The organism is Neobacillus niacini, from assembly GCF_030817595.1.
Classification (GTDB): domain Bacteria; phylum Bacillota; class Bacilli; order Bacillales; family Cytobacillaceae; genus Neobacillus; species Neobacillus niacini_G.
This window is the reverse complement of sequence record NZ_JAUSZN010000001.1, coordinates 3,314,856-3,327,523: the sequence shown is the minus strand read 5'-3', so window position 1 is coordinate 3,327,523 and position 12,668 is coordinate 3,314,856. Positions and strand designations below refer to the sequence as shown.

The window sequence follows — 12,668 nt, the reverse complement described above, 5'->3', positions numbered from 1 at the left end:
GGCTATATCAATTTATAATCACCATTATTGTTTAAACTCAGGATCTTCATATGGATGTGCAACCCATCCTGAAGAATCAATAAACAAGCGAACGGCCACAACTTGGCGGTTTTCCATTAAAGTAAAGAAATGTGGTGTGTTTACGGGAACAGAAATCACATCTCCCGGAGATAATTCTACATCAAAATAACCTTCTTCACCCTTGATCGTGAAAATTCCATTTCCAGCTGTAATTGCACGTACTTCATCCTCTGTATGCACATGTACGTTTTCAAACTTTTTTAATAGCTCGTCTAAGTTTGGAGTAGCATCTGACAATGCAACAACGTCCCATTCAGCATAGCCGCGTCGATTTGCAAGGGATCTAATTTCGTCATCATAGGTCCTTAGAATTTCTTCTTTGTCCTCATTTGAAAGTAAAAACTGATTACGCAGCTTGTTGGATAGCTTGTCCATGTCCCAATGCTCATAAAGGACACCATGTTTATCTAAGAAACTTGTAACCTCTTGTTCTTTTGTTAATCTTTTATTTGTATTACGAATGCGAATATTCGCCATAGTAAACTCTCCTTGTTAATGATTTATTTGAACTTTTTTAGGAAATACATATTCATTTGATATTCAAAAAGAAATTCAAATGCTTCTAAATGTCGTTTAGCTGTAAAATCACTATCGCCCCAAACATATATGCCATGATTGCGGATTAAAACTCCTGGAACCTCGGGTTGGATAACATTGCTGATTTCTTCTGCTAATTTTGGAATGGAAAAATAATTTTCTACTATTGGAATGGTTATTGAGGCATCTTCTTTCCAAATATCAAATGCTTTAATAATTTCATGGTTAATGAAGGTAACTTTTCCTTGATTAGCATAAAGCTCAGAAATAAGATTATTAGGAATCGTATGGACATGAAAAACTGCTTGACAATTAGGGATTTGTTGATAAATAGAGGTGTGAATTAATGTTTCAGCAGAAGGTTTTAAGTTGCTGGGAAGTACAAGGCTTCCATCCATATTAACTAAAATATAATCCTCTGGAGTGTGAATGGATTTGTCTTTTCCACTAGAGGTTATTGCGATAATTGACTGATTTTTCTCTAATGGTGGATCTTTGACTCGAACGGATAAGTTCCCGCTCGTTGCGGGAAACCAGCCCTTTTTTGAAAATGTGTCTTTTACGGTTTGTAGAGTATTAAAGGCTTTTTGAATGGCTTCAAGATTTATTTTTGCCATTTTTTTATAGGTTTCACCTCCTTTAATTATTTAACTGCTTTAAAATTTCTATTACATCATAAAATGTCACGAATTGGTTATAAGGAAGAGAATGCTCTTGGCATTTCTGTAAAAGGTAATCTCTTGCAATAACAAGATCAGCCATTTTGGCTGCCGCCAAATCTGTAATACTATCTCCAATGACAACTTTTATATTATCTATACTCGAATGGGAACGAAGAATACTTGGTTTACACATTCCGCAATCCATGGTGCAAAGTGAATCACATGAATAAGGCCAAAGAATTTGAATTTGTTTACCGCTAAAATCACTCGAATTACAATATATATTTTGTTTTGGGACAGAATAGCGTGACAAAATTGGATGAACGAAAAAGTCTATTCCTCCACTAGTTATCAAAAGACGAATATTATGCTCCTGACAAAATTGAATAAACTGATCAAAACCAGGTCGAATAGTTGCTTGCCTAATAGCGTAATTAGTGATTTCTTCTCGGTAAGATGCAGGTAATAGCCCAAACAAGCGTCCTACACCTTTTCGAATACTAATTCTCCCAGCTAAAATATCATCCTTGATGGTTTCCCAACCAGGTGGATTATAATACTTCATAATTTTTATGATGTTGTCATTTTCAGTGATTGTTCCATCAAAGTCGCAAAATATAATCATTTTTTTGAGGGCGCCCACTGTTATAAAGCACCCCATTTGTCGATCGCAGAACGAAGTTCAGCAGAGTTATCTGCTGCTTGAGCAAGCGTTTGACCTGAAATTGTTGCTTGAATCGCATCCATAAATGCTTTTCCACCAGCTGTTGTGCCTTGGGGGTGACCATGAATTCCTCCACCTGCATTAATAATGATGTTATTACCAAAATCTTGAATTATTCTTGGAACAAGACCAGGGTGGATTCCTGCAGAAGGTGTTGGAAAAGCTGGGCGATGAATGCTGCTTGGTGATTGTAGTAGATTAGCTAAATCGAGTGCTTCTCCTTTTGGCAGCGCAACAGAACCATAAGGAGAAGGAAAAAGAACAATGTCAGCACCGGAAAGCCGCATTAGTTTACCTAATAGCAAGGGAGCGGACAGCCCATAGTAAGGTGATGGATAAAATGAACCAGTAAACGCAGGATGAGCAATAATTGGAACATTTACATCAGGATCGGCGGCAATACGGTGGAGGACATCAAATCCATAGGGAACCACATTTAGTAACAAACAAGATGCTCCAGCGTTAGATAATTGTTTTGCTTGTTCAACTAGTTGAGTAACGGGTCCAGTGAGGTTTACTGCATATAGCACTCTTTTTCCGGTGTTTGCTTGTTTTTGTTGATTATATTTTTGAAATGCAGCAATTCGCTTTTGGACGGGTGCATAATCATCACGAAAGAAAATCTCATCATCTTTTACAAGGTCAACTTGTCCATCAACTTGGTTTTGATACTCTTTTTCTAGTTCGTGCAGAGGAAGGCCGATACATTGTTTAAAAATGCTCATTAATAAGGGACGGTTATGAACGCCTGTAATCCTTCTGATTCCATCTATCCCAAAGCGGGGTCCTGGAAATTCTGAAAGAAGGGAATCTGGCAGCTGTAAATCTAATAATTTAATTTGGCCGTCCATTGATAGCTTTCCAAAAACGGTTGTGAGGATTGAGGGAATATCTGGCTTCATATTAACAAGGGGATAGCCGATCATTAATAATGCCTTAGGGCTTTCATCCGGCTTGTGATTGAGCACTTTTACTTCGATTACTTTCCCTAAATGTGGTATCATCTGTTCTTTTTTGGCCTTTGGGAGGTCTGTCCACGTTCCAACAGTAAGTCCTACCGCGATGTCTTGTGCCTTTTTGTAAAAATTAAGATGTCCGTGAACTAAATAGGTAGCAATCACATATTCTTTATCGGTAGTCACAAACATTTCACCTCCTATATTTAAATAATAGAGAACATTAAAAGATTGATAGCTTAGAAATCCGCTGCACAGCTTCTCGAATCCGTCCCTCTTCGGAAAGCAATCCTAATCGAACATACCCCTCACCATGTTCTCCAAATCCAATACCTGGTGCTACTACAACCTTTGCTTTCTCTAATAAGGTATCGGCAAATTCGCTAGATGTGTACCCTATTGGAACTGGCAGCCAGGCAAAGAATGATCCTTTAGGAAGTGGAGCACTCCAACCAAGCTTTTGGAGTTCTTCAAATAAGGCGTTTCGACGTAATTCATAGGTATTAACAAGTTTACGAACGCATTCTTGTGATGAGGTTAATGCTGTAATCGCTGCATCTTGAATCCCGCCAAACAAGCTGACAAAATAGTGGTCTTGAAATTGATTGATTAATTGAATCAGCTCATGATTACCAAGAGCGAATCCGACGCGCCACCCTGCCATATTATAGGTTTTCGACAGTGTATAAAATTCGATGCCAACATCCTTAGCACCCGGACGGGATAAAAAGCTGATTGGTCTGTGCCCATCAAAGCCGATTGCTCCATAGGCAAAATCGTGAGCAATCACAATATTGTTTTTTTCGGCAAAGCGAATAGCTTCATCAAAGAAGGAATTTGTCGCACAAGCTCCTGTCGGATTTGATGGATAATTTAAAAACATTAATTTGGCGTCTCTACACTGGTTAGTTGTTATTTTAGAAAAATCCGGGAAACATCCATTGGAATAATCTAGTGGCATCTGAACCATTTTAGCACCCGCAATAGCAATTCCAGACCAATAATCAGGATATCCTGGGTCAGGAACAAGTGCAATATCACCTGGATTTAATAAAATTTGTGAAATTTCTATGAGTCCGGTTTTTGCGCCAAACAATATAGCAACTTCCTTTTCCGGATCCAATGTAACTCCATATTCCTCTTGATACCAAGTACAGATGGCTTTCTTCAGTTCAATCTTACCTGTAAAAGGTGGATATTTATGATTGATCGGGTTTAGTGCTGCTTTTTGTAACGATTGAACAATATGAGGTGGGGTAGGAAGGTCTGGATTGCCTTGTCCAAGATTAATAACGTCGTACCCTAAACCAATAAAACCATTTACTTTCTCAACTAATGTAGAGAAAAACTGATTTGGCAGACGTCCCATTTGGTTAGATGCTTTGATAATAAATTTGTTATTTTTCACTAATTAATCACCCCCCTTTAGAAAATACCATATGATGAAATAGAATTTTTAGTGAGTAAACTGAAAAAAACAATTGTTTGTCCCGCTGTGATTGCCAATCTATTACTGAATTCCTATATTAGTGGAGAAAATTTGGACAATCTTTGAAAAAGAGTTTGGAAATTTACGGAAGGGGAAAGCGCAAAAACAATTTGTAGAAAGGATTAAATGATAAATAGTATCAAAGATTGTTATTTGGGAGATGAGATAATGTATATAAAACAAAGTCACCTTTTTACATCAGAATCGGTTACTGAAGGTCATCCAGATAAAATGTGTGATCAAATTTCTGATGCTATTTTAGATGCCATTCTTTTGAAAGACCCAAATGCTCGTGTTGCATGTGAAACTTCAGTTAGTTCAGATTTAGTCGTTTTATCTGGAGAGATTACCACGAACGATAATGTCGATTTCATAAAAATAGTAAGAGACACCATTCGATATATCGGGTATACAAACTCAGAGTTTGGACTTGATGCTGATACTTGTAAGATTTTAATAGCGCTAAACAAGCAATCCTCTGATATAGCAATGGGAGTTAATCAAGCGCTAGAAGCCCGTGAAGGTTTAATGACCGAGGATGAAATAAACCAAATTGGTGCAGGTGATCAAGGGCTTATGTTTGGTTTTGCTTGCAATGAAACGGAAGAATTAATGCCATTGCCAATTTACCTGTCCCATAAACTTGCTAGACGTTTAGCAGAAGTTCGGAAATATGGTTTGGTAGAGTATTTACGTCCAGATGGAAAAGTGCAGGTTACAGTGGAATACGAAAATGCAAAGCCTGTTCGAATTGACACCATTATTATTTCTGCGCAACATAGACCTGAAGTAGGGTTAGAAAAAATAAAAAATGATTTGCAAAGATATGTCATTTCTTACGTGGTGCCACCAGAATTGATTGATGAAAGCACAAAATATTATATAAATCCAACTGGTCGATTCGTGATTGGTGGACCAAAGGGTGATGCAGGTTTGACGGGGCGTAAAATTATCGTTGATACGTATGGCGGATTTTCCCGTCACGGAGGAGGTGCTTTTTCGGGAAAAGACCCAACTAAGGTTGACCGTTCTGCAGCCTATCCAGCACGTTATGTAGCAAAAAATATTGTTGCGGCAGGGATTGCAAATAAATGTGAAATTCAACTGGCTTATTCTATTGGAGTAGCTGTACCTGTTTCAATAGCTGTTGAAACGTTTGGTACCGGGATAATAGAAGAGACTAAAATTGTCCAACTTATAAGAAAATATTTTGACCTCCGCCCTGCAGGAATCATTCGTATGTTAAATCTTAGGCAGCCTATTTATTTTCAAACTGCTTGCTACGGCCACTTTGGAAGAACAGATATTAAATTACCGTGGGAAAACACAGATAGAGCAGAGTTATTAAAAAATGAAGCAGAAAAAATAATCACTGAGGGATCATGAGATTTAACATTTCCCTATGAACAGCAGGAGTTACTAATCAGGTTATCGAGAAAGAAGTAGATTTATATGTTTTAATTGGAATGGGATGATATCCCATTTCTTTTTTTTCGTTTTTTTAACATCAGCATAAGTTGACTTTTTAACAGATTATTCTACATTAAATTACAATTTAATTACAATATCGACTAGTTCATTGTTTTTAGTCCTTTTGAAATATAAACTAGGAATATATTAGAAATTTAAATAAATGATAGATTACGTTACAAGAGGAGATTTTGTGATGATAAAAAAATTATTAAAATATACCGCAGCAGCTTTCATCCTTGCCACTACTTTACAAGTAACACCTGCTTTTGCAAATCCAGTAACAAACGGCCAAATCGATGCTACTAAGGAACAAATAAATGACTTTGAAACCAAGATTCAACAATTGGACAACCGAATTAGTTTAGCAATGGAGAAGAGCCGAGAACTAAATGAAAGTATTGGTACTCAACAAGGTAAAATTGAAGAAACCGAGGCTGAAATTGCCAAAGCTGAAACCGCTTTAGAGAATCATAAAAAGGTCTATTCAGAACGACTAAAAAGCATTCAATTAAAAGGAAATCAGTCTGTCGTTACATATGCAGAACTTTTGCTTTCATCTGGCAGCGTTTCTGAGTTTTTTAATCGTTTTACTGCCATTTCGCAGATTATCGAAAGTGATACAGAGTTACTCGACGGTTTAAATCTGAAAGAACAAACCTTAATAGAAGCAAAGGAACAATTACATACTCAGATCAACCAATTAAAACAGAGCCAACTGGAATTAGCCGCTGAACAACAACAGATTGAAAAAGATAAAGAACAAATCGAAAAAGATTTAGCTGCTGCACAGGGCACATTACAGGCTCAACTGGCTCAACAAGAGGCTGAACAACGGGCTTTATTAGCCCAGCAGGCTGCTGAGCAAGCTCAACAACAGCCACAGCAGCAATCTTTAGTAACGGCCACACCAACTTTTACACCAGCACCAGCACAAGCACCATCAACACCTGCTGCAAATGCAGCAAGCTCTGCAACGGCAAATGCGGTTATTGCCAATGCTAAACAATATTTAGGTGTACCTTATGTATGGGGTGGATCAACGCCAAGCGGATTTGACTGCTCCGGATTTGTTTCATATGTGTATCGATCCGTTGGCATTAGTCTTCCTAGAACGTCTAGCGCTCAGCAAAATGTTGGAACAAGAATTTCATTGAATCAACTGCAGCCAGGAGATTTAGTGTTCAAGGGAATGCCAGCCTATCATGTAGGCATTTATATCGGGGGAGGACAATATATTCATGCCCCGCAAACGGGTGATGTAGTGAAAATTGCTCCATTTAATCCGTCTAAATTTTCAACTGCTTCTAGAGTCTTACGTTAGGCTTAATTTTTTTGATAAGTAAAACAAGCTAATAAGGCAGCTCCCTAATAATATGGGTGCTGCCTTTTTCATCTCTTTTAATAAATATCTATAACCCATAGCCTCCCAATCCCCTGCAAATCACAATGATACTTTATCAATATATCTCATATATATAGAAGTAAAAGCCAATAGGAGATTAAACATTGGATAAACAAAATAGCAAATTTAGATGGGTAGTATTTGCTTCTGTATTGTTTACTTACTTTTTAATGGCAAGCCAACGAACAGCTCCAGGATTAATAACTGACCAAGTAATGAGGGACTTTAATGTTACGGCATCAACGATTGGGTTACTGACAAGTATTCAATTTTTTGTATATACTAGTTTACAAGTTCCGATGGGGATATTAGCTGACCGTCATGGACCTAATTTTTTTCTCATCATAGGGGCCATTCTTACAGGATTAGGTACCATTATCTATAGTCTTGGTACGCATGAATCCGTCCTGTTTTTTGCCAGAATCCTTACGGGGACAGGGGATGCGACCATCTGGGTCAATATGGTGTTAATTTTAGGCCAATGGTTTAAAGTAAAGGAATTCGTCCGATTGATTGGAATCGCGGGAATGACAGGAAGTCTTGGTTTTCTCTTGGCGACAGTCCCTTTCTCCTTATTGATTGACTTCTTTGGCTGGAGATCGGCATTTCTTTCAGCTGGAATACTACTATGTCTATGTGGATTACTTCTCTATTTTGTGCTGATAAAAAAAACAAAACAAATCTTTGTTAACGAATTGGTTTCTATCAAACAAGAGGTTCAACGTGAAAAGATGTGGATTCTACTACGAAGGTTAGTTTCAAATCGACAGGCATGGGCTTTATTCCTGTGTCACTTTGGTATTGTTGGCGCGTATGTTGGGTTTATCGGTTCATGGGCAGTACCTTATGGGATGAATATGTATGGCATGACACGTTCAGACGCGAGTCAACTTATCATGATTGGGCTTATCGGGGCACTAATTGGAGCTCCACTGTCTAGTTGGATTTCAAGCCGCTTGGAAACCATAAAACGTCCTTATGTTGTTATTCATATTATTATTTTATTATGCTGGTCTACTTTTCTTTTATTTAATGGGAATCCTCCGCTTTTCATGCTGATCATGCTTTTTTTTATTATTGGTTTTGGATATGGAGCAAGTGCCTTAACCTTTGCTGTCGTTCGTCAAACCTTTCCTTTAAAAGAATCTGGTATTATATCTGGGTTTGCGAATACAGGTGGATTTCTGAGTGCCGTCCTGCTCCCGAGTATTTTTGGAATGGTATTGGATCATTTTCAGAGTGCTTCAGGGAGTGCCGGTAATGGATACTTCTACGGATTCATCACACCCGTTATATTTTCATTAGTTGGTTTGTTGGGAGTAAGTTCTATTAAGGAAAAGCGTAAGGAAACAGACCAATCAAGTGAAAGATAACATAAATACTTGGTTTACAAATTAATGTAAAAATGAGATAATTAAGGAAATTTTGAAGGGGGAAAGTAAGTTTATGGAACCAACTAATTGCTAATATTAATTTATTTTAAAATTAATATCGATTTTGTAACGAGTGTGAAATTGCCTATAAATAATAGGTTTATTTGTTATGCTCTTTTGGAATTACGGCAAATTAGAAGGTAACTTACTTTACTGAATCAAGATTAAATTTATTTGAAGTACCGCATTCTTTAATGCGAGGTGGTCAGGCATAGTTATGCACTTTTTTAGTATGCGTACTTTTGCTTATACTGCTTAAATAAATTAAATCTACTGATTATACAGGCTGTAAGAAGAACTCTCTTCTTATGGTCTTTTTTATTTTAAAAATAAATAGGTAATGCAGGTTCTTCTTTGCCTTGTCCATAAAAGGTGTAACTGGATTATGGATGAAAGAAGGAGATTTTATGTTAGAAATGAAATTGCATGGCGTTAAAAAATTTATGGAAGCCACTCTTGTGGTTAAAAATATAACGTTTGAAGCATATGAAGGAGATAAGGTTGGAATTGTCGGTGCCAATGGAAGCGGCAAGAGCACCATTCTTAAACTAATCGCGGGATTCGAGAAGATGCATTATTATCCAGGCTACCCGCAAACTTCAAGCCCTGGGTATGATGAAGGACTAATTAACCTGCCAAGAGGAGCGTCTAAGGCATACCTTGAACAATCCCCTGTTTATCCGGAAGGGTTAAGAGTCATTGATGTCCTAAACTTGGCCTTTGAGGAGATAGTCTGCATCGAGAACCAAATGCGGGAATTAGAGATTCAAATGAAAATGCTGGAGGATAATGCCCTGGAAAAAGCCTTAAAAAAATATAGTGATCTGGTTGAGCTTTTTGAAGTAAAAGGCGGATACGAGCGTGAAGAGAAATTAAGCAAGGTTTGTACTGGTCTTAATTTTACCGAGAGCTTTTTAAATAAGGATTTTGATTTATTAAGCGGCGGTGAAAAAACTACCGTCGTGCTTGGAAAACTTTTGATTCATAATCCGGATATTTTGCTGCTGGATGAACCGACCAATCATCTAGATATGGAAGCCATAGAATGGCTGGAAGGTTATCTAAAAAGCTACAAGGGAATCATCATTATCGTATCCCACGACCGATACTTTTTGGATAATGTTGTAAATAAAATTGTGGAAATAGAGGATACTGAATCCATTACTTATAAGGGTAACTATTCTTCATTTGTCAGCCAAAAAGAAGAAAATATGCGGATTCAATATGAGCATTTTCGAGAACAGCAGAAAAAAGTAAATAATATGGAAAATCAAGTTAAAAGTCTGAGAGACTGGGCAATGCGGGCTGATAATAATAAATTCTTCAGAAGAGCGGCAAGTATTCAAAAAAAGCTCGATAAGATGGAACGAATTGATAAACCCGTTTTTGAACGGAAGAATATGAGATTGGATCTGAAAGTGGCCGAACGCTCGGGAAATGAAACCATCAAGGCGATTGAACTGTCCAAAAGTTATCACGATAAAGTAATCTTTAAGGATGCAAATTTAATGATTCATTATGGTGAAAGGGTCGGACTGATCGGGCCAAATGGAAGTGGAAAAACCACCTTCCTAAGAATGCTTTTAGGAGAAGAGCAGCCTGATCAAGGTGTTATTGAATTAGGTGCGAATGTGATGGCAGCCTATTTACCTCAAAAAATCACCTTTAAAAATGAAGAGCACACAGTGCTAGAGGCATTCAGAGAGGATATATCCATTCTAGAAGGAAAAGCGAGGGAATACTTGGCAAAATTTATGTTCTTTAAAAAGAGTCCCTTTAAAAAAGTTATGCACTTGTCAGGCGGCGAGCGGATAAGGCTAAAGCTTGCCATGCTTCTCTATCAAGACATAAATTTATTAATCCTCGATGAACCGACTAATCATCTTGATATTGACTCTATCGAAACCCTTGAGGAAGCACTTGAAGACTTTAAGGGTACGATATTCTTTATTTCTCATGATCGTTATTTTATTAATAAAATCGCTGAAAGAGTTATTGCTTTGGAGGATAATGGCTTTAAATGCTATCAGGGAGATTACGATTATTATAAAAGTCAGCAGCCTAAGGAAATCCCAATCGTAAATCGTGAAAAAGATAAGAAACAAAGAAATAAACCCGAAAGTTTAAACCAAGAAGAGTTAATGGCTAATGCGCTGAAAAGGATTGAAAGCCTTGAAAAAGAAATAAAAGCGATAGACTTGGCCATGTCCAACGACCAAATCGAATATGAGGAGCTTACAATGCTTTATTCTAAAAAAATTGAATTAAGTAAAGAATTGGATTCAGTGATGGAATTGTGGTTAAGTTAAAGAAGTAATATTGCAGCCGGATAGCAAGACACACAGGAATGGAAATGGGGGATATAATGACAAAGGATTTAAATCAATCAGGATGGAATTTTGATAATAGTTATTCGCGTTTGCCGCAAACTTTTTTTACCAGCCAGAACCCAACACCAGTACGTTCACCAAAGATAGCTGTCTTTAATAAACAGCTGGCGGCATCACTTGGTTTGAATGTAGAAACCTTGCAAAGTGAAGATGGTGCAGCTGTTTTCGGAGGTAATCATATACCGGATGGCGCATCGCCACTTGCACAAGCATATGCGGGACACCAATTTGGACATTTTACAATGTTAGGGGACGGTCGTGCTGTACTTCTTGGAGAACAGATAACACCCACAGGTGAGCGGTTTGATATTCAGCTTAAGGGTTCAGGAAGAACACCTTACTCACGCGGGGGCGATGGTCGGGCGGCACTCGGACCGATGCTGCGTGAATATATTATCTCAGAAGCCATGCATGGTTTAGGTATTCCTACCACTCGCAGTTTAACGGTGGTAACAACAGGGGAAGAAATAGCCCGTGAATCCTATTTGCCCGGTGCCATTTTAACTCGCGTAGCTGCTAGTCATCTGCGTGTTGGTACCTTTCAGTATGCAGCCAGATGGGGCAGCGAAGAGGAACTGCGCCAGCTTGCAGACTATGCAATAAAACGCCATTATCCTGAAATTGAAGACGACGAAAACAAATACCTTACATTTCTTCAGGAAGTGATTAAACGTCAAGCGATGTTGATTACTAAATGGCAGTTAGTCGGTTTTATTCATGGGGTCATGAACACCGATAACATGACCATTAGTGGAGAAACCATCGATTATGGTCCTTGTGCCTTCATGGATACCTTTGACCCAGCTACTGTGTTCAGTTCTATTGACAGAGAAGGCAGGTATGCATATGGTAATCAACCGAATATTGGTGTCTGGAATTTAGCCAGGTTAGCTGAAGCTCTGCTGCCGCTGTTGCATGAGAATCAGGAGGAGGCAGTTACGCTCGCACAAGATAAGCTCTCTGACTTTGCTCAGCTTTTTGAATCAAATTGGCTAGAGGGAATGCGAGCGAAATTAGGTTTGTTTAATGAAGAGGAAGAAGATAAACCCCTTATTAAAGATCTTCTAGATATGATGCAGAAGCAGCGTGCTGACTATACGAATACCTTCCGTGCCTTAACTATTGATAAACCAGAGGATACAAACCTGTATGGAACAACAGAATTCACCGAGTGGCAAAAGCGGTGGGAGGAAAGACTAGGAAGACAGCAAGAATCTATGGACGCCTCCAAAATGTTAATGAGAAACAGTAATCCAGCGGTAATACCAAGGAATCACCGCGTAGAGGAAGCACTAGAAGCAGCAAATAATGGAGATTATAGTGTAATGGAGAGGCTTTTGGAGGCATTATCCAATCCCTATTCGCACACTCCAGATCAAGAAGATTACACTACTTTGCCAGCACCATCACCTCGTCCATATCGAACCTTCTGCGGAACTTAAGAGTGCTAAATTATAAAGCAGAAAGCCTTTCATATCGAAGGGCTTTTTACTGTCTATGGAATCTATCGATTATTAACAG

Annotated in this window: 10 protein-coding genes; 5 read left to right on the top strand and 5 right to left on the bottom strand. The window is 38.2% G+C overall.

Annotated elements, in window-relative coordinates; genetic code table 11:
- Positions 1 to 24 precede the first annotated feature (24 nt).
- The 5 genes from QFZ31_RS15890 to QFZ31_RS15870 are packed head-to-tail and all read right to left on the bottom strand — an operon-like array spanning position 25 to position 4,368.
- Positions 25 to 558, bottom strand: coding sequence for a 1,2-dihydroxy-3-keto-5-methylthiopentene dioxygenase (locus QFZ31_RS15890; protein ID WP_307304287.1), 534 nt, complete (start codon positions 556 to 558; stop codon positions 25 to 27).
- Between the two features lie 23 nt (positions 559 to 581).
- On the bottom strand, positions 582 to 1,235 hold the full coding sequence (locus QFZ31_RS15885; protein WP_307304284.1) for a methylthioribulose 1-phosphate dehydratase: 654 nt from the start codon (positions 1,233 to 1,235) through the stop codon (positions 582 to 584).
- 22 nt (positions 1,236 to 1,257) lie between these two features.
- Entirely contained in the window at positions 1,258 to 1,905 is a 648-nt protein-coding gene (locus QFZ31_RS15880) for a 2-hydroxy-3-keto-5-methylthiopentenyl-1-phosphate phosphatase (protein WP_307311600.1), read from the bottom strand.
- Between the two features lie 20 nt (positions 1,906 to 1,925).
- Positions 1,926 to 3,146 carry a 2,3-diketo-5-methylthiopentyl-1-phosphate enolase gene (locus QFZ31_RS15875; RefSeq protein WP_307304281.1) on the bottom strand — a complete coding sequence of 407 codons (1,221 nt, stop codon included), beginning with the start codon at positions 3,144 to 3,146 and terminating at the stop codon, positions 1,926 to 1,928.
- A 37-nt stretch (positions 3,147 to 3,183) separates the two neighbouring features.
- Complete coding sequence (locus QFZ31_RS15870) at positions 3,184 to 4,368, bottom strand: pyridoxal phosphate-dependent aminotransferase (RefSeq protein WP_307304279.1); 1,185 nt, start codon at positions 4,366 to 4,368, stop codon at positions 3,184 to 3,186.
- 249 nt (positions 4,369 to 4,617) lie between these two features.
- Between QFZ31_RS15870 and metK the strand changes: the two genes are divergently transcribed.
- The 5 genes from metK to QFZ31_RS15845 all read left to right on the top strand — a co-directional run bounded on the left by metK (position 4,618) and on the right by QFZ31_RS15845 (position 12,589).
- Positions 4,618 to 5,835 carry a methionine adenosyltransferase gene (metK, locus tag QFZ31_RS15865; protein WP_307304277.1) on the top strand — a complete coding sequence of 406 codons (1,218 nt, stop codon included), beginning with the start codon at positions 4,618 to 4,620 and terminating at the stop codon, positions 5,833 to 5,835.
- A 280-nt stretch (positions 5,836 to 6,115) separates the two neighbouring features.
- The gene (locus QFZ31_RS15860; RefSeq protein ID WP_307304276.1) at positions 6,116 to 7,243 is read left to right on the top strand and encodes an NlpC/P60 family protein; all 1,128 of its coding nucleotides are present in this window, start codon (positions 6,116 to 6,118) and stop codon (positions 7,241 to 7,243) included.
- Positions 7,244 to 7,428: 185 nt separating this feature from the next.
- Positions 7,429 to 8,697 carry an MFS transporter gene (locus QFZ31_RS15855; protein WP_307304272.1) on the top strand — a complete coding sequence of 423 codons (1,269 nt, stop codon included), beginning with the start codon at positions 7,429 to 7,431 and terminating at the stop codon, positions 8,695 to 8,697.
- Positions 8,698 to 9,164: 467 nt separating this feature from the next.
- On the top strand, positions 9,165 to 11,066 hold the full coding sequence (abc-f, locus tag QFZ31_RS15850; RefSeq protein WP_307304269.1) for a ribosomal protection-like ABC-F family protein: 1,902 nt from the start codon (positions 9,165 to 9,167) through the stop codon (positions 11,064 to 11,066).
- Between the two features lie 56 nt (positions 11,067 to 11,122).
- Positions 11,123 to 12,589, top strand: a complete 1,467-nt coding sequence (locus QFZ31_RS15845) for a protein adenylyltransferase SelO (protein ID WP_307304266.1) — start codon at positions 11,123 to 11,125, stop codon at positions 12,587 to 12,589.
- Positions 12,590 to 12,668: the final 79 nt, after the last annotated feature.

What these genes read in the sequence shown, in the direction of transcription:
- QFZ31_RS15890 (WP_307304287.1), bottom strand. Translation starts at nt 558, where the DNA reads ATGGCGAATATTCGCATTCGTAATACAAATAAAAGATTAACAAAAGAA.
- QFZ31_RS15885 (WP_307304284.1), bottom strand. Translation starts at nt 1,235, where the DNA reads ATGGCAAAAATAAATCTTGAAGCCATTCAAAAAGCCTTTAATACTCTA.
- QFZ31_RS15880 (WP_307311600.1), bottom strand. Translation starts at nt 1,905, where the DNA reads ATGATTATATTTTGCGACTTTGATGGAACAATCACTGAAAATGACAAC.
- metK (WP_307304277.1), top strand. Translation starts at nt 4,618, where the DNA reads ATGTATATAAAACAAAGTCACCTTTTTACATCAGAATCGGTTACTGAA.
- QFZ31_RS15860 (WP_307304276.1), top strand. Translation starts at nt 6,116, where the DNA reads ATGATAAAAAAATTATTAAAATATACCGCAGCAGCTTTCATCCTTGCC.
- abc-f (WP_307304269.1), top strand. Translation starts at nt 9,165, where the DNA reads ATGTTAGAAATGAAATTGCATGGCGTTAAAAAATTTATGGAAGCCACT.
- QFZ31_RS15845 (WP_307304266.1), top strand. Translation starts at nt 11,123, where the DNA reads ATGACAAAGGATTTAAATCAATCAGGATGGAATTTTGATAATAGTTAT.